The organism is Microbacterium sp. zg.Y1084 (assembly GCF_024623595.1).
GTDB lineage: Bacteria > Actinomycetota > Actinomycetes > Actinomycetales > Microbacteriaceae > Microbacterium > Microbacterium wangruii.
In genome coordinates this window covers 517351-533430 of the sequence record NZ_JANJGV010000003.1, presented here as the reverse complement: position 1 = coordinate 533430, position 16080 = coordinate 517351, and the positions used below count along the sequence as shown (strand labels likewise).

The 16080-nt window shown below is 70.4% G+C and carries 13 protein-coding genes and 1 tRNA gene; 2 read left to right on the top strand and 12 right to left on the bottom strand.

Annotated elements, in window-relative coordinates:
* Position 1: 1 nt before the first annotated feature.
* Genes kdpC through NQ165_RS07075 form a run of 4 tightly spaced genes read right to left on the bottom strand, consistent with a single transcriptional unit; the run spans position 2 to position 4539 of the window.
* Positions 2-610, bottom strand: coding sequence for a K(+)-transporting ATPase subunit C (kdpC, locus tag NQ165_RS07090; protein WP_257532193.1), 609 nt, complete (start codon positions 608-610; stop codon positions 2-4).
* Between the two features lie 19 nt (positions 611-629).
* Complete coding sequence (gene kdpB, locus NQ165_RS07085; protein ID WP_257525866.1) at positions 630-2777, bottom strand: potassium-transporting ATPase subunit KdpB; 2148 nt, start codon at positions 2775-2777, stop codon at positions 630-632.
* Entirely contained in the window at positions 2777-4450 is a 1674-nt protein-coding gene (gene kdpA, locus NQ165_RS07080; protein ID WP_257532191.1) for a potassium-transporting ATPase subunit KdpA, read from the bottom strand. Before kdpA ends, kdpB begins: the two co-directional genes overlap by 1 nt.
* Positions 4450-4539, bottom strand: a complete 90-nt coding sequence (locus NQ165_RS07075; protein ID WP_257495481.1) for a potassium-transporting ATPase subunit F — start codon at positions 4537-4539, stop codon at positions 4450-4452. Before NQ165_RS07075 ends, kdpA begins: the two co-directional genes overlap by 1 nt.
* Positions 4540-4910: 371 nt before the next feature.
* Here NQ165_RS07075 and NQ165_RS07070 point away from each other — a divergent pair, with 371 nt between their 5' ends.
* On the top strand, positions 4911-5111 hold the full coding sequence (locus NQ165_RS07070; protein ID WP_257525868.1) for a hypothetical protein: 201 nt from the start codon (positions 4911-4913) through the stop codon (positions 5109-5111).
* 158 nt (positions 5112-5269) lie between these two features.
* Positions 5270-5857, top strand: a complete 588-nt coding sequence (locus NQ165_RS07065) for a DUF2510 domain-containing protein (RefSeq protein ID WP_257525869.1) — start codon at positions 5270-5272, stop codon at positions 5855-5857.
* A gap of 24 nt (positions 5858-5881) precedes the next feature.
* On the opposite strand, the gene NQ165_RS07060 is transcribed toward NQ165_RS07065, so the two are convergent.
* From NQ165_RS07060 to topA, 8 genes are all read right to left on the bottom strand, one after another.
* The gene (locus tag NQ165_RS07060; RefSeq protein ID WP_257532189.1) at positions 5882-6463 is read right to left on the bottom strand and encodes an isochorismatase family protein; all 582 of its coding nucleotides are present in this window, start codon (positions 6461-6463) and stop codon (positions 5882-5884) included.
* A gap of 207 nt (positions 6464-6670) precedes the next feature.
* Complete coding sequence (locus NQ165_RS07055) at positions 6671-9040, bottom strand: MMPL family transporter (protein ID WP_257532187.1); 2370 nt, start codon at positions 9038-9040, stop codon at positions 6671-6673.
* A gap of 80 nt (positions 9041-9120) precedes the next feature.
* The gene (locus NQ165_RS07050) at positions 9121-9513 is read right to left on the bottom strand and encodes a hypothetical protein (RefSeq protein WP_257532185.1); all 393 of its coding nucleotides are present in this window, start codon (positions 9511-9513) and stop codon (positions 9121-9123) included.
* Positions 9514-9720: 207 nt separating this feature from the next.
* A tRNA-Thr gene (locus NQ165_RS07045) sits at positions 9721-9796 on the bottom strand.
* 71 nt (positions 9797-9867) lie between these two features.
* Positions 9868-11373, bottom strand: coding sequence for an alpha/beta hydrolase (locus NQ165_RS07040; RefSeq protein WP_257532400.1), 1506 nt, complete (start codon positions 11371-11373; stop codon positions 9868-9870).
* Between the two features lie 44 nt (positions 11374-11417).
* Positions 11418-12575: a DNA polymerase III subunit delta' gene (locus NQ165_RS07035; RefSeq protein WP_257532183.1), complete on the bottom strand. Its 1158-nt coding sequence runs from the start codon at positions 12573-12575 to the stop codon at positions 11418-11420.
* 80 nt (positions 12576-12655) lie between these two features.
* Positions 12656-13309 (bottom strand): dTMP kinase, encoded by a 654-nt coding sequence (gene tmk / locus NQ165_RS07030; protein ID WP_257525876.1) that lies wholly within the window; start codon positions 13307-13309, stop codon positions 12656-12658.
* Positions 13306-16029 carry a type I DNA topoisomerase gene (gene topA / locus NQ165_RS07025; RefSeq protein WP_257532181.1) on the bottom strand — a complete coding sequence of 908 codons (2724 nt, stop codon included), beginning with the start codon at positions 16027-16029 and terminating at the stop codon, positions 13306-13308. Before topA ends, tmk begins: the two co-directional genes overlap by 4 nt.
* Positions 16030-16080 lie beyond the last annotated feature (51 nt).

The following is a 16080-nucleotide window of genomic DNA, read 5'->3' as shown; positions in this document are numbered from 1 at the left end:
GTCATCGTTGGTCAAGGGCAACGTTAAGCTCCAGCACGTTCACCGTGGCGTCACCGAGGTACCCGAGTTGCGGCCCGTCGGTGTGCTCCTGCACCAGCTCGCGCACGTCGGCCTCCGGGATGCCGCGCTCTGCCGCAACGCGCTCGATCTGGATCTCGGTGTACGCGGGGCTGATGTGGGGGTCGAGCCCCGACGACGAGGCGGTGACGGCGTCGGCGGGCACCTCGTCGGTGGCCACGCCATTGAACGCCGCCACCTGGTCCCGGCGCTCCGCGATCGCCGCGATGAGGTCGTCGTTCTCGGGGCCGAGGTTCGACCCCGACGACGCCCCCGCGTCATAGCCGTCACCGGCGGCGGAGGGCCGGGACTGGAAGTAGTGCGGCAGCGGCACCCCATCGGCATCGGTGAAGCCCTGGCCGATGAGCGACGACCCGACTGGCGCGCCTTCGCTGTCGGTCAGCAGCGAGCCGTTCGCCTGGGCGGGCAGGGCCAGCTGGCCGACGACGGTGAGCACGGCGGTGTAGCCGAGGCCGAACAGCACCGTGAAGAGCGCCATGGCGCGCACGGCGACCCCGACGGTGCGGGCGGTGCTGCGGGTGGAGGTGTTCATGTGGGTTCTTCCTCTGCAATCAGAAGCCAGGGATGAGGCGCACGACGAGGTCGATGAGCCAGATGCCGATGAAGGGTGCGACGATGCCGCCGAGGCCGTAGATCGCGAGGTTGCGTCCGAGGGTCTGCGATGCACCGCCGGGGTGGTAGGAGACGCCGCGCAGGGCGAGCGGAATGAGCACCACGATGACGATCGCGTTGAAGATGATCGCCGAGAGCACGGCGGATGCCGGTGAGTGCAGGCCCATGATGTTCAGCGCCGCCAGCTGCGGGAACACCCCGAGGAACATCGCCGGGATGATCGCGAAGTACTTGGCGATGTCGTTGGCGATGGAGAACGTCGTCAGCGCGCCACGGGTGATGAGCAGCTGCTTGCCGATGCGCACGATGTCGATGAGCTTCGACGGGTCGGAGTCGAGGTCGACCATGTTGCCGGCCTCCTTCGCCGCCGACGTGCCGGAGTTCATCGCCACGCCCACGTCAGCCTGCGCGAGCGCAGGGGCGTCATTGGTGCCGTCGCCGGTCATCGCGACGAGGTTGCCGCCCTGCTGCTCGGCACGGATGTAGGCCAGCTTGTCCTCGGGGGTCGCCTCCGCGAGAAAGTCGTCGACCCCCGCCTCTGCCGCGATCGCCGCGGCGGTCAGCGGGTTGTCGCCGGTGATCATCACGGTGCGGATCCCCATCGAGCGGAGTTCTGCGAACTTCGCCGGCAGTCCCTCCTTGACCACGTCTTTCAGGTGCACGACGCCGAGCAGGCGCGAACCGGCATCCGGGGTGCTCGTGGCGACCACCAGCGGGGTGCCGCCGGTCTGCGAGATCCTCTCGACGGCGGCGGTCACCTCCGCCAGCACCGGCGCCGTCGGCGGCTGCCCCTGCTGCTCGAGCCAGGCGATGACCGCCGAGGCGGCGCCCTTGCGGATGCTCGTGCCGTCGGGGGTGTCCAGGCCCGACATGCGGGTCTGCGCCGTGAACGGCACGATGTCTCCCGGCGCCGCCCGTCCGACGTCGATGCCCTCCGCCCGGGCGAGCTCGACGATCGACGCGCCCTCGGGCGTCGGGTCGGCCAGCGACGACAGGGCGGCGGTGCGGATGAGATCGGGCGCCGGCACATCGCCGACCGGCACGAAGGCGCTGGCGCGGCGGTTGCCGTAGGTGATGGTGCCGGTCTTGTCGAGCAGCAGGGTGGTCACATCCCCCGCGGCCTCGACCGCGCGGCCCGACATGGCGAGCACGTTCCGCTGCACCAGCCGGTCCATGCCCGCGATGCCGATCGCGCTGAGGAGCGCCCCGATGGTCGTCGGGATGAGGCACACCAGCAGAGCCACCAGCACCGGCACGCTCACCGGGGCGGCGGCGTACGAGGCGATGGGGTTCAGCGTCAGCGCGACGACGACGAAGATGATCGACAGGCTCGCCAGCAGGATGTTCAGCGCGATCTCGTTCGGCGTCTTCTGCCGCGCGGCGCCCTCGACGAGCGCGATCATGCGGTCGACGAAGGTCTCTCCGGGCTTCGAGGTGATCTTCACCACGATGCGGTCCGACAGCACACGGGTGCCTCCGGTGACGGCCGAACGGTCCCCGCCGGACTCCCGCACGACGGGAGCCGACTCTCCCGTGATCGCGGACTCGTCGACCGAGGCGATGCCCCAGATGACGTCGCCGTCGCCGGGGATGAGCTCTGGCGGCGACACCACGACGATGTCGCCGAGGCGCAGGTCGGCCGATGCCACATCGGTCGTGCCGGCTCGCTCGGCCGCGGGATCGGTGAGCGGATCGTAGGCATCCACCCGCCGCGCCGTCGTGCTGGTGCGGGTCTTGCGCAGCGTCTCGGCCTGCGCCTTGCCTCGGCCTTCGGCGACGGACTCGGCGAGGTTGGCGAAGAGCACCGTGAGCCACAGCCAGATCGCGATCGCGCCGGTGAACGACCACGGCACGGGGGTGCCGCCCGAGGGCGCCGGTCCCCCGATGAACGGCTCCGCCACGGCCAGCACGGTGGTGAGCGCGGCGCCCACCCACACCAGGAACATGACGGGGTTGTGCCACTGCAGGCGCGGGTCGAGCTTGCGCACCGCACCGGGCACGGCGGCGCGCACCTGTGCCGGCGAGAACCCGCCCTGCGGAGCAGCCTTCGGCGCGGCCTCGGGACGCGCGGTGGTCAGTGTGGACATCAGATCAGCCCTTCCGCCAGGGGACCCAGCGCGAGTACGGGAAAGAAGGTCAACGCGGTGACCAGCACCGTGACGGTGCTGAGGAGCCCGACGAACAGCGGGCGGTGGGTGGGGAGCGTGCCCGCGGTCGTCGGCACGGAGTCCTGCGCCGCGAGCGAGCCGGCGAGGGCGAGCACGAAGACGATCGGCACGAAACGACCGAGCAGGATGACGACGCCCAGCGCCGTGTTCAGCCACGGGGTGTTCGCGGTGAGCCCGGCGAACGCCGAGCCGTTGTTGTTGGCTGCCGAGGTGAAGGCGTAGAGCACCTCGCTCATGCCGTGGATGCCGGGATTCCAGATCGACGTGGATGCCACCTCTTCGCGGATGCCGGGGAGGGCGAAGCTCAGCGCGGTGCCGGTGAGCACGAGGGTCGGCATGACGAGGATCGTCAGGGCGGCGAGCTTGATCTCGCGCGGCCCGATCTTCTTGCCGAGGTACTCGGGTGTGCGGCCGATCAGCAGACCGGCGATGAAGACGCCGATGATCGCGAGCACGAGGATCGCGTAGAGCCCCGACCCCACTCCGCCGGGCGAGACCTCGCCGAGCATCATGTTGAGCATCGGCATCATGCCGCCCAGCGCCGTGTACGAGTCGTGCATGGAGTTGACCGCGCCGGTGGAGGTGCCGGTGCTCGTGGTGGCGAAGAGCGTCGAGCCGATGATGCCGAAGCGCTGCTCCTTGCCCTCCATCGCGGCCCCCGCCAGCTGCGGCGCGGTGCCGTTGCCGGCGGTCTCGAACGCGGTCAGCAGCGCGAACGACGCCAGGTACAGCGTCGCCATGACGCCGAGGATCGCGTAGCCCTGGCGGTTGTCGCCGACCATGCGGCCGAACGTGCGCGGCAGCGCGAACGGGATGACGAGCATGAGGAGCACCTCGAAGACGTTGGTCCACGCGTTCGGGTTCTCGAACGGATGCGACGAGTTGGCGTTGAAGAATCCGCCGCCGTTGGTGCCGAGCAGCTTGATGGCCTCCTGCGAGGCCACCGGGCCGCCGGGGATCGACTGCGTCGCGCCGGTGAGCGTGGTGACGTCGGTGAAACCGTTGATGTTCTGCACCACCCCGCCGATCAGCAGCACGACCGCGGCGAGCGCGGCGGTCGGCAGCAGGATGCGCAGGGTGCCGCGGGTGAGGTCCACCCAGAAGTTGCCGAGCGTGCCCGACCGGCGTGCCGCGAAGCCGCGCACCAGGGCGATGGCGACGGCCATGCCGACGCCGGCGGACACGAAGTTCTGCACCACCAGGCCGAGGGCCTGCACGGTGTAGCCGAGGGTGAGCTCGGGCGAGTACGACTGCCAGTTGGTGTTGCCGACGAACGACGCCGCGGTGTTGAACGACAGGTGCTCGCTGGGGGCGTCAAGGCCCAGCGAGTACGGGAGCCACTGCTGCAGCCGCTGCAGCCCGTAGACGAGGAGCAGCCCGACGGCCGAGAAGGCCAGCACCGCTCGCAGGTACGCCGGCCACGTCTGCGCGGCTTTCGCGTCGATGCCGATCACCCGGTAGACGCCGGCTTCGACCCTGGTGTCCTTCGGTGAGGTGTACACCCAGGCCATGTAGTCGCCGAAGGGCCGGTACAGCACACCGAGGATGACCGCGACGGTGGCGAGCGACAGCAGCGCCGACACCCACGCCATCAGAACCGCTCCGGTTTCACGAGGGCGAACACGAGGTACACGATCGCCGCGACACCGAGGATGCCGGCGAGCAGCTGGAACACGATCACAGCTTCTCCACCGCCTTCCCCAGCAGTCCGACGACGACGAACACGGCGACCGTGCCCAGCACGTAGACGAGGTCAAGCACAGCGGGCTCCATCTCAGAGACGGCGACAGCGCGGGCGCTGATCGCACGCCCTCACTCGCGGGCGCATTCCGATCCAACGCCCGCGGCGACCGTGCGATGACCGTCCTCACACAACCCATGCGGGGCAGCCGCGGATCCTTACGGTTCCCTCACACCCGGCATCCGTCAGCGCATCGCCCCGGGGCCCGGCGCAGGGTGCGTGCCGGCAGCGGAATCCCCGCCCCGTGCCACGGATGGGGTGCCGATCGCAACCCCGTGCGCAGACGGCATCCGCCGACGCAGGATGGGACCATGAGCGACCGAGATGACATCAAGCAGCCCCTTGACCATCTTCCGCCGACCGATGAGCGGGACACGGCGATCGAGATCGACGAACCGCAGTACCCCGACACCGGGTCCGCCCCGACGGACGACGTGTCACCGGCGACCGCAGCCGAGCCGGGCAAGCCCGATCGGCACGGCGTCGACAAGCTGCCTCCGACCGGACGCTGACCGCTCGTTCAGCACGGCGCCGCGAGGGCCGATCTACCGGCTCTCGCGGCGCTGCTGTATCTGCGGGCGCGGATGCCGCGACGGCCGGGGCCACCGGCATCCGCCGCTCTTTCAGCGCACCCCCTGCCGCACGCCTGCGCACTGGCTACGATCTGCGCATGGGGAACGCGGAAGCGGGATGGTACGACGACGGGGCGGGCTACCAGCGCTGGTGGGACGGCGAGGCGTGGACCGAGTACTTCGCCGATATGAGCGGAACCACCGTCGAGCTGCACGCCCCCACGCCGCTCTCCCGCACGCAGTCGATGGGCTGGTACGACGACGGGCGCGGCCGTCTGCGCTGGTGGGACGGCGAGGCATGGACGCCGCTGACCCAGTTTCTGGCGGAACCGCATACGTTCGCCGGGCTCACCGTGTCGGGTGAGTGGATCTTCTGCGGTGATCTCAGCCAGCCCGTCGCCGGCGCCATCGCGTCGTTCGAGACGGCCGGCGAGATCAGCGAACGCTCCACCCTGACGCGCGCGGCGGCGGGCGGACTGCTGTTCGGGCCCGCCGGCATGATCACCGGCGCCATGCTCAGGAAGAAGGTCGACCGGAGGGAGTTCTACATCTCGATCGACGGCCCGGAGCAGGTCTGGGTCGCGCCCGTCGACCCCGCGTTCGGGCTTCAGGCGCGGCAGTTCGTCGGCTGGGTGAACAGCGTCTCCCGTCACCACCTCCGCCGCGAGGGCGGCGGCACCCGCTAGCGCGGGCAGCTCGGGGCGCGGTCGTCAGACTCCCGACGTCGCGAGCTCGGCCCCGGCGTGCGCGAGCTCGGCCAGGGCCGCATCGCTGCTGGCGGGAGCGACACCCGCGATCAGGTCGGTCAGCACCCGCACGCGCACGCCGTGCTCGATGGCATCCAGAGCCGAGGCCCGCACGCAGTAGTCGGTCGCGATGCCGGCCACGTCCGCCTCGACGATGCCGTGCGCGGTGAGCAGCTCGGCCACCGTGCCGCCGTCGTCGGTGGTCCCCTCGAACAGTGAGTAGGCCGGGGCGCCCTGGCCCTTCTTCACGTGGTGGGTCACCGCCTCGGTGACGAGCGCCGGGTCGTACTCGGCGCCCGGCGTTCCCGCGACGCAGTGCACCGGCCAGGTGTCGACGAAGTCGGGCTCGCCGGCGGCGAAGTGGCCGCCGTTGTCACCGTCGGGTGCGTGCCAGTCGCGGGAGGCCACGATCAGGGCGTACTCGCCGGCGTGATCGGCCAGGTGACGACTGATCGCGGCCGCGACGGCGTCTCCCCCGGTCACCCCGAGGGCCCCGCCCTCGGTGAAGTCGTTCTGCACGTCGACGATGAACAGCGCCTTGCCCATGTGGCGAGCCTACGCCACCCGGGTGTGCACAGCGTCGCCAACCCGGTCACCGACGGGGGTGTGTGCCCGCGCCGGCGCCGCCTCGGAACGTTTCGACGACGTTGTGCACGGCGGCGGGACGCGCGAGGGGCCGCGGCGCGCGCCGGCGAGACGCACGAGGGCCGCGGCATCAGCCGCGGCCCTCGTGCACAACGTCGCTCTTCCGGCTCAGCGCCGGCGCAGCGACCGCCGTGTCACCGGTCGCCGCGTCGATTCGGCGACGTTCTGCGCGCCGGTGCCGGTAGCCGCAACGGCTGCGACCGTGTCGCCGTCCCCACGGCGCTGGCCGTCACCGACCTGATCCGCACGGACCGCCACCACGGGGCCGCCCTCGGCCGACGTCCGCGCGAGGTAGCGCGAGCCGCCCGGGTAGTTGCGCCACAGCTTCGACGGCCACCAGATGGCGCGGCCGATATCGAACGCCAGCGCGGGCACCAGCAGCGAGCGCACCACGAAGGTGTCCAGCAGCACACCGAACGCCACGATGAACGCCAGCTGCGCCAGGAACAGAATCGGGATCACACCCAGCGCGGCGAACGTGGCCGCCAGCACGAGGCCGGCCGACGTGATCACCCCACCGGTGGCCACGAGTCCCCGCAGGATGCCGAGGCGCGTGCCGTGCTTGAGAGACTCCTCCCGCACACGGGTCATCAAGAAGATGTTGTAGTCGATGCCCAGGGCCACCAGGAACACGAACCCGTACAGCGGCACCGAGGGGTCGGCACCCGGGAAGTCGAAGATCCCGTTGAACACCCACGCGCTGACGCCCAGCGCCGACCCGAACGAGATGATCGTGGTGATGATCAGCAGCACCGGTGCCAGCACCGACCGCAGCAGCACGATGAGGATCAGCAGGATCACCACGAGGATGATCGGGATGATCAGCGTGCGGTCGCGGATCGAGGTGTCGTTGGTGTCGATGTCGGTGGCCGTCTCGCCGCCGACCAGCACGGACGAACCGATCTCGTCGTTCATCGCCTGGCGGAGATCGCGCACCACATCCTCGGCGGCGAGCGAGTCGGCCGCGTCGGTCAGCGTTGCGAAGAGCAGCACGTCGCCATCGACGACGGTGGGCTCGGGCGCCGGGGTTCCGGGAGGGCCGAAGGTCGTGAACACGGCCTCCCCGCCTTCCAGCTCGACGCCGGCCTGACCGTTGGGCGAATCCTCGGTCGCGACGGCGAGCGAGTCGATGCCGTCGGCGTCGGTGAGCACCTCGACCGCCGCGGTCAGGTCGCCCTCGGGGGCCACGACGTACACGGGGCTGCCGGAGCCGGCCGGGAAGTGCTCGGCGAGCTCCACCTGGCCGTCACGCGCCTGCGAGGTGCCGAGCACCAGTTCGCTGGAGGGCACGCCGTCGGCCTTGAGCTGGGTCACGCCGACGCAGGCGGCCAGCAGCACGACGGTCGACACGATCCACACGGCGCGCGGGTGCCGCCCGACCAGGCGTGCCTGACGCGGCCAGATGCCCTTGAGCGGACGGGAGAAGTCTTCGGGGATGCCGAGGGCATCGGGCTTCGGGGCGAAGGGCCAGAAGGCGGCCCGCCCGGCAAGGCCCAGCAGGGCGGGGAGGAACGTCAGTGCCGACAGCATGGCGAACGCGATGCCGATGGAGGCGATCGGGCCGAGCGCGCGGTTGGTGGCCAGATCGCTCAGCAGCAGGCAGAGCAGACCCGCGATGACCGTGCCGCCGGAGGCGAGGATGGGCTCGAACGCTCCCCGCCATGCCGAGATGGTGGCATCCCACCGCTTCTTGCCCATCGCGATGGCCTCACGGAAGCGCGCGACGTACAGCAGTGCATAGTCGGTTGCGGCGCCGATGACGAGGATGAACAGGATGCCCTGCACTTGGCCGTTCAGCACGACGATGTCGGCCTTGGCGAGCCACCAGACCGTCAGTACGGCCACGCAGAGCGCCAGCACCGAGGTCATGAGCACGAGGATCGGCAAGAGCGGCGAGCGGTAGACCACGACGAGGATGATGAAGACGGCGATGAGCGCGACGCCGAGCAGCAGCCCGTCGATGCCCAGGAACCCCTCGACGAGGTCGGCGGAAAATCCGGCGGGCCCGGTGACGAAGGTCTCGACCCCCGGCGGTGCGCCGTCGGCGAGATAGTCGCGCAGTTCGGTGACGACCTCGGCGATGTCGGCCGAGGCGTCCAGCGGCACGAAGACCTGCACGGCTTCGCCGTCTTCCGACGGCACCGCAGGCGACACATCGCCCACGACGCCCTCGAGATCGACGATGCCGGCGGCGAGGTCGTTCACCTCGGTGAGCTGCTCCTCACTGAGCTCGCCGTCGTCGGTCGACATGACCACCAGTGCCGGGACGCTGTCATCGCCGAGGAACCCGGGCAGCAATTCGTTGACCTGGGTGGCCTCGGCGCTCGACGGGAGGAACGCCGACCGATCGTTGACGGCGACCTCGTCGACCTTGCCGAAGTAGGGACCGCCGATGGCGCCGGCACCCAACCACACCAGCACCAGCACGACGGGGATGAAGACGCGGAGCCAGCGCGGCACTTTTCGCTCATTTGCCATATTGCTAGCTTATCTAGCAATCTCCGGAAACGCCAGTCGGCGACAGGCGAGGAGGCGGAGTCGGCCCGCCGGAGTACCGCTCAGGCGGCGAAGAGGACGATCCAGGATGCCGCGAACGCGACGATCCCCACGGCGGCGAGCCCTGCGGCCAGCCAGGCCGCGGCCCGCACGGCAGGCGATCGGCGCGTGAGCCGGAACCGGTCGCGGGCGCCCAGTCGGTACCAGATGTCGGCCGTCGAGACTCCCGCCAGCTTCTGCGCCTCGGCGTGGCCGGCGTCGGCCGCGCCCACGCCGCCGGCATCGTCGAACCAGCGCACGACGGTGCGGCCGTCCTCGTGGTCGACGACCGCCTGGGCGGGCAGCCATGATCCGTCGGCGGCCCAGAGGCCCAGAGCGATCAGGCCCACCAGCGCGCCCGCGCCGAGACCGACCCAGGTGAAGATCTCGAGGATGGCGTCGAGCGCGACGTTCATGGGTCTCCCAGCGCTCGAGCGGCTAATACGGCGGGGCTGCGATGAGCACCACCACGGCATGGATCGCCCTCGGGATTCAGACCCCGGCGGGCGGCACGTGGCGTCCCGAGTCTACCGGAGCCATGGGACGCGACCTTCGCGGACGCCGCGCCTTCCGAAACGACGAAACCCCGACCCGTGGCATCACGGTTCGGGGTTCTGTCGCAGTGGAGCCACCTAAGGGAATCGAACCCTTGACCTATTCATTACGAGTGAATCGCTCTGCCGTCTGAGCTAAGGTGGCGTACTCCGCTCGCGCGGTGCACGATCATCGATCTTACATGGCGGAAAGAGCCGCCGCGAACCGGCGCCCGCTCAGCCGCAGGTCAGTCCGTCGTCGGGCACGACCCCGTCGATGAGGTACTGCTCCACCGCGTCGTCGACGCAGGCGTCTCCCTTGTTGTAGCCGGTGTGCCCCTCGCCCACGCGCGTGACGAGCACCCCCGACGCGAGCTGATCGGCCAGCGACACCGACCATTCGTACGGCGTGGCGGGGTCATTGGTGGTGCCCACCACGACGATCGGGGCGGCGCCCTCGGCCGTGATCGGCTCCCGCACGCCGGTGGGCTCGTACGGCCACACGGCGCACGAATCGGGACCGCTCCAGTACGGGGCGACGGTCGGCGCCTGCTCGGCGAGCAGCGCCTCGGATGCCACGTCCTCGGCGGGGTCGGCCACCGGGTAATCCATGCAGTTGTACGCGCGGAACGCCTCCGTGGAGTTGTCGAGGTAGACCCCGCCCTCGCGGCCGTTGTAGAAGTCGGCCAGCTGCAGCGCGAGCTCGGGGTCGCCCTGCAGCGCGTCGGCGAGCGCCGCGGTGAGGTAGGGCCAGCTGTCCTCGGAGTAGAGCGCGGCGATGATGCCGGTCATCAGGGTGTCGGCGCCCACCTGGCGACCGTCGGAGGCCTGCAGTGGGCGCGCGTCGACGCTGGCCAGCAGCGTGCCGAGGTCGGCCATGGCGTCGTCGACGGTGCCGCGGAACGGGCAGTCGCTGCCGGCGAGGCACTCGGCCATGAACGCGCGGAGAGCCGACTCGAAACCGACGCCCTGCGTCGTGCCCACCTCGAGCCCCGACACCGCCGGGTCGATCGCGCCGTCGAGCACCAGTCGACCGACGCGCTCGGGGAAGAGCTTGGCGTACGTGGCGCCGAGGAACGTGCCGTACGAGTAGCCGAGGTAGTTGAGCTTCTCGTCTCCCAGCACCGCGCGCAGCAGGTCGAGATCACGGGCGGCCTGATCGGTGGTGATGTAAGGCAGGATGCCGTCGCTGTTGGCCTCGCACGCCTCGGCGAACGCCGCGTTGCGCTCGTCGAGCTCGGCCTCCCACTCGGCGCTGCCGCGCGGATTCTGCGGCAGGTCGTAGAGGTAGGCGTCCATCTCCTCGGCGTCCAGGCACCGCACCGGCGTGGACTCCCCCACCCCGCGCGGGTCGAACCCGATGACGTCGTAGGCGTCGCGCAGCGCGGCGCCGGTCGCGTAGGCCGCGGAGTCGCGGATGAGTTCCACACCACTGGAGCCGGGGCCGCCCGGGTTGGTCAGCAGCGAGCCGATCGGCTCGCCCGAGTCGGCGTGCCGGCGGATGACGGCCAGCTCGATCTCACCGGCGTCGGGGTCGTCCCAGTCCAGCGGCGCGACGACGGTCGCACAGTCGTAGAGCCCGCTGTCGGCACCGTCGCACTCCTGCCAGTCGACGGTCTGCTCGTAGAACGGCAGGAGATCGGCGGGCACGCCATCGGTGACGGGCGCCTTGCTCGGGCCGGGCGTGGGCCGGGTGTCATCGGGGATCATCGCGGCGACGCAGCCGGTGAGGGCGAGCGTCATCGCGGCGAGGCCGGAGACGACGAGGAGGAGACGGCGGCGAATGCTCACGGGGTCCTTCCGCTGGCGACGGTCACGAGCATGCTCTCCAGCGCCAGTGCCGGGGCGGCGTTGAGCTCGAGATTGCTGCGGGTGACGGAGATCTGATCGAGCACGGTCAGGGTGCGCTGCATCGTCCACGCCGACGCCAAGGCGCGCAGGTCGTCGGCGAGCTCGAGGTTGATGAGGTCGGTCTCGCGCCCGAACTGCAGCATGAGGGTGTCGCGGTACAGCGACTGCAGGTCGGTGAGCACCCGGTCGATGCCATCGCGCAGACTGCGGGTGGCACGGCGCTTCTGCTCGTCTTCGAGCGCGTTGACCTGACCGCGGACGGACGGCGGCACGGCGGCGCCCTCCGCGACACCGAGCGTGCGCAGCAGCGCAGCGCGTTCGCCGGCATCGCGTTCGGCGGTGAGCGCCTTGGCGTCTTCTGTCGCGGCCTGCACGATGCGCCCGGCGACTTCGACGGCGTCACCCACGCCGCGCACGCCCAGCACCGCACGCAGCGTCTGCTCGCGGCGGGCGCGGGAGGCGGCATCCGTCGCCAACCGCTGCGCCATGCCGATGTGCCGCTGCGCGAGGCGGGCCGACTGCTCGGCGACGGCCGGGTCGACGCCGGTGCGCTGCACGATCAGGCGGGCGACGTCGGCGACCTCGGGGTCGCGCAGGCGCAGGGTGCGCACCCGCGAGCGGATCGTCGGCAGCAGGTCGGCGTCGCTCGGTGCGCACAGCACCCACACGGTGCGCTCGGGCGGCTCTTCAAGGGCCTTCAGCAGCACGTTCGAGGTGCGCTCGGTCATGCGGTCGGCGTCTTCGACGACGATCACGCGATAGCGCCCCAGCGACGGCGAGAAGTAGGAGCGCTCGACGAGGGCGCGCGCCTCCTTGATCGAGATGATGACGCCCTCGGTGCGCAGCGTGGTCAGGTCGGGGTGGGTGCCGGCGAGCACCTGCCGCATCACGTGCTCCTCGCCCTCGCCCGCGATGAGCTGGGCGGCGAACGCGCGTGCGAGCACCGACCGACCCGAACCGGGCGGCCCGGTGAGCAGCCACGCGTGGGTCATGGATGCCGGGTCGGTCGCCGCGGCCCGCAGCTGCGCGACCGCGTCGTCCTGCCCCCAGACCTCGCCCCACGGCAGCTCATGCACGATCGGGGCGGTATCCATGGACTCCAGCCTATCCGGGGGCGCTGACACTGACAGCGGCGGAGGGGCGCCCGCCCGGCGCGGGCACCGGGCGCGTGCCGCTAGCCGGCGGCGTCGGCCGAGAGCGCAGCAGCGACGCGCCGCTGCACCCGGGCGGCGATCTCGTCGACCGGCAGACCCGCGTCGACGACGAGGAACCGGCCGGGCTCCGCCGACGCCAGCGCGAGGAACGCATCGCGCACGCGCTGGTGGAAGTCGGACCGCTCGGCCTCGAGCCGGTCGAACGGCTTGTCGTCGGCATCCAGCCGCCGGCGGGCGTCCGCCGGGTCGAGGTCGAGCAGCACGGTGACATCGGGAAGGGCACCTTCGGTTGCCCACAGCGACAGCTGCCGCACCTCGTCGGCGTCGAGCACCCGGCCGGCACCCTGGTAGGCGACCGACGAGTCGAGGTAGCGGTCCTGGATCACGACCTCGCCGCGGGCGAGGGCGGGGCGCACGATCGTCGCCACGTGGTGCGCGCGGTCGGCGGCGTACAGCAGCGCCTCGGCACGCGGAGCGATGTCGCCACGGTGATGCAGCACGATGTCGCGGATCAGCACCCCGACGTCGCTCCCGCCGGGCTCGCGGGTGCGCAGCACGGTGCGCCCCTGCTGCTGCAGCCACTGCTCGAGCAGCGCGGCCTGCGTCGTCTTGCCCGCTCCGTCGCCGCCTTCGAAGGTGACCCAGAGGCCGGTGCGGGACTCGGGCGTGGTCACTTCTTCTTGGCCGCGGGCTTGCGGGTCGTGGTCGTCTTGCGGGCCGCGGCGCGCTTCTTGGGCGCAGGCCCCTTGGCACGCTTGTCGGCCAGCAGCTGCACGGCGCGCTCGAACGTGACCTCTTCGACGTTCTCGCCGCGCGGGATCGTCGCGTTTGTCTCGCCGTCGGTCACGTAGGGCCCGAAGCGGCCGTCCTTCAGCTTGATCGGCTTGCCGCTGACGGGGTCGGCCTCGAACTCCTTGAGCGCGCTGGATGCGCCGCGCGCACCGTACTTCGGCTGCGCATAGACGGCGAGCGCCTCGTCGAGGGTGATGTCGAACAACTGGTCCTCGCTCTGCAGCGTGCGAGAGTCCGTGCCCTTTTTCAGGTAGGGACCGTACCGGCCGTTCTGGGCGGTGATCTCGACGCCGCTCTCGGGGTCGACACCCACGACGCGCGGCAGCGACAGCAGCTTCAGCGCCGTGTCGAGATCGATGGTCTCCACCGACATGCTCTTGAACAGCGACGCGGTCCGGGGCTTGGGTGCTGCCTCCGCCTTCTTGCGCGTCGTCTTCTTCTTCGGCTCCTCCGCCACCTCACCGGTCTCGGTGTCGACGGCATCCGGGTCGACCGGCTCGACTTCCTGCACGTACGGGCCGAAGCGGCCGTCCTTGACGACGATCAGCTTGCCGTTGTCGGGGTTCTCCCCGAGCACCCGGTCGCCGGCGACGGGAGCGTCGATCAGCTCCTGGGCCTTCTGCGGAGTGAGCTCGTCGGGCGCCAGGTCGTCGGGCACGTTGACGATGCGGGGCTTGGCCTCGGGGTCACCGCTGGCGTCGGGGACCTCGAGGTAGGGGCCGTACTTGCCGAAGCGCAGCGTCGCCACGTCGCCGATGCGGGTGGAGTTGAGCTCGCGCGCGTCGATGTCGCCGAGGTTGTCGACGATGTGGCGCAGGCCCACGTGGTCCTTCGAGCCGTAGTAGAAGTCCTTCAGCCACGCCACACGCTGCTGCTCGCCGCGGGCGATGGCATCGAGGTCGTCTTCGAGAGCGGCGGTGAAGTCGTAGTCGACCAGATCGGCGAAGTGCTCTTCGAGCAGGCGCACGACGCTGAAGGACAGCCAGCTGGGCACGAGCGCCTGGCCGCGCTTGGTGACATAGCCGCGGTCGAGGATGACGTCGATGATGCTGGCGAAGGTCGACGGGCGCCCGATGCCCCTCTCCTCGAGCGCCTTGACCAGGCTCGCCTCGGTGTAGCGGGGCTTGGGGCTCGTGGCGTGGCCCTTGGGCTCGACGTCGCGCAGGCTGAGCGTGTCGCCGACGGTGAGCGCGGGCAGCGACTGGTCGGCATCCTTGTCGGCGTCACCGCGCTTCTCGTCACGGCCCTCTTCGTAGGCCTCGAGGAAGCCCTTGAAGGTGTAGACCGTGCCCGACGCGGTGAACTCGGCGCTGCGTCCGGCCGCGGTGGCGGTGAGGATGACCGTCGTGGTCTCGTACTTGGCGTCGGACATCTGGCTGGCGACGGTGCGCTTCCAGATGAGGTCGTACAGGCGAGCCTCATCGCGGTCGAGGTCGGATGCCACCGACGACGGGGTGCGGAACTGCTCGCCCGACGGGCGGATGGCCTCGTGCGCCTCCTGGGCGTTGCGGCTCTTGCTGCGGTAGACGCGGGGCTTGTCGGGCACGGCGGCCGCGCCGTACAACGACACCGCCTGCGCGCGGGCGGCTTCGACGGCCTGAGTGCTCAGGGCCGTCGAGTCGGTGCGCATATAGGTGATGTAGCCCTTCTCGTAGAGACGCTGGGCGACGCTCATGGCGTGCTTGGCGCTCATCGAGAGCTTGCGGCCCGCTTCCTGCTGCATCGTCGACGTCGTGAACGGGGCCTTGGGGCTGCGGGTGCCGGGCTTGGCCTCGACGGACGTGACGGATGCCGTGGCCTTCGCCGCGATGGCTTCGGCCAGTTCCCGCGCCTGCTGCTCGTCGAAGACGATGACGGCCTTCTTCAGCTCGCCCTTGTCGTCGAAGTCGGTGCCGCGGGCCAGCGGCAGGCCGTCGACGCGTGCCAGGCGCGTGCCGAAGCTCTCACCGTCTTTGGCGGCCGTGGCATCCACGTCCCAGTACGACGCCGAGACGAACGCCATGCGCTCGCGCTCGCGCTCGACGACCATGCGGGTGGCGGCGGACTGCACGCGGCCGGCGCTGAGCGCCTGGCCCTCGCGGCCGCTGCCGATCTTGCGCCACAGCACCGGCGAGACGTCCCAGCCGTAGAGGCGGTCGAGCACGCGGCGGGTCTCCTGTGCGTCGACGAGGGCGTGGTCGAGTTCGCGGGTGTTCTGTGCGGCGGCCTGGATCGCGTCCTTGGTGATCTCGTGGAACACCATGCGCTTGACGGGCACCTTGGGCTTGAGCACCTCGAGCAGGTGCCACGCGATGGCCTCGCCTTCGCGGTCTTCATCGGTGGCGAGCAGGACCTCGTCGGCACCCTTCAGCGCGCGCTTCAGTTCGGCGACCGTCTTCGTCTTGCGGTCGTTGACGACGTAGAGCGGGTCGAAGTCGTTCTCGACGTCGATCGAGTACTTGCCGTAGGCCTTCTTCTTCTCGGCCGGGATGTCCTTCTTGTCCGCGAGGTCGCGGATGTGTCCCACCGAGCTCAGCACCTCGTAGCCATCGCCCAGGTATCCCTGGATCGACTTCATCTTCGTCGGGGACTCGACGATGACGAGCTTCTTGCCCTGTGCCACGGTGGCCGCCTTTCTATCCGTGCACACCATACACACCGGCGAGCAGAGCAG

What these genes read in the sequence shown, in the direction of transcription:
- kdpB (WP_257525866.1), bottom strand. Translation starts at nt 2,777, where the DNA reads ATGTCCACACTGACCACCGCGCGTCCCGAGGCCGCGCCGAAGGCTGCT.
- NQ165_RS07040 (WP_257532400.1), bottom strand. Translation starts at nt 11,373, where the DNA reads ATGACGCTCGCCCTCACCGGCTGCGTCGCCGCGATGATCCCCGATGAC.
- NQ165_RS07060 (WP_257532189.1), bottom strand. Translation starts at nt 6,463, where the DNA reads ATGGGCAAGGCGCTGTTCATCGTCGACGTGCAGAACGACTTCACCGAG.
- NQ165_RS07050 (WP_257532185.1), bottom strand. Translation starts at nt 9,513, where the DNA reads ATGAACGTCGCGCTCGACGCCATCCTCGAGATCTTCACCTGGGTCGGT.
- NQ165_RS07070 (WP_257525868.1), top strand. Translation starts at nt 4,911, where the DNA reads ATGAGCGACCGAGATGACATCAAGCAGCCCCTTGACCATCTTCCGCCG.
- kdpA (WP_257532191.1), bottom strand. Translation starts at nt 4,450, where the DNA reads ATGGCGTGGGTGTCGGCGCTGCTGTCGCTCGCCACCGTCGCGGTCATC.
- NQ165_RS07035 (WP_257532183.1), bottom strand. Translation starts at nt 12,575, where the DNA reads ATGGATACCGCCCCGATCGTGCATGAGCTGCCGTGGGGCGAGGTCTGG.
- kdpC (WP_257532193.1), bottom strand. Translation starts at nt 610, where the DNA reads ATGAACACCTCCACCCGCAGCACCGCCCGCACCGTCGGGGTCGCCGTG.
- NQ165_RS07065 (WP_257525869.1), top strand. Translation starts at nt 5,270, where the DNA reads ATGGGGAACGCGGAAGCGGGATGGTACGACGACGGGGCGGGCTACCAG.
- NQ165_RS07055 (WP_257532187.1), bottom strand. Translation starts at nt 9,040, where the DNA reads ATGGCAAATGAGCGAAAAGTGCCGCGCTGGCTCCGCGTCTTCATCCCC.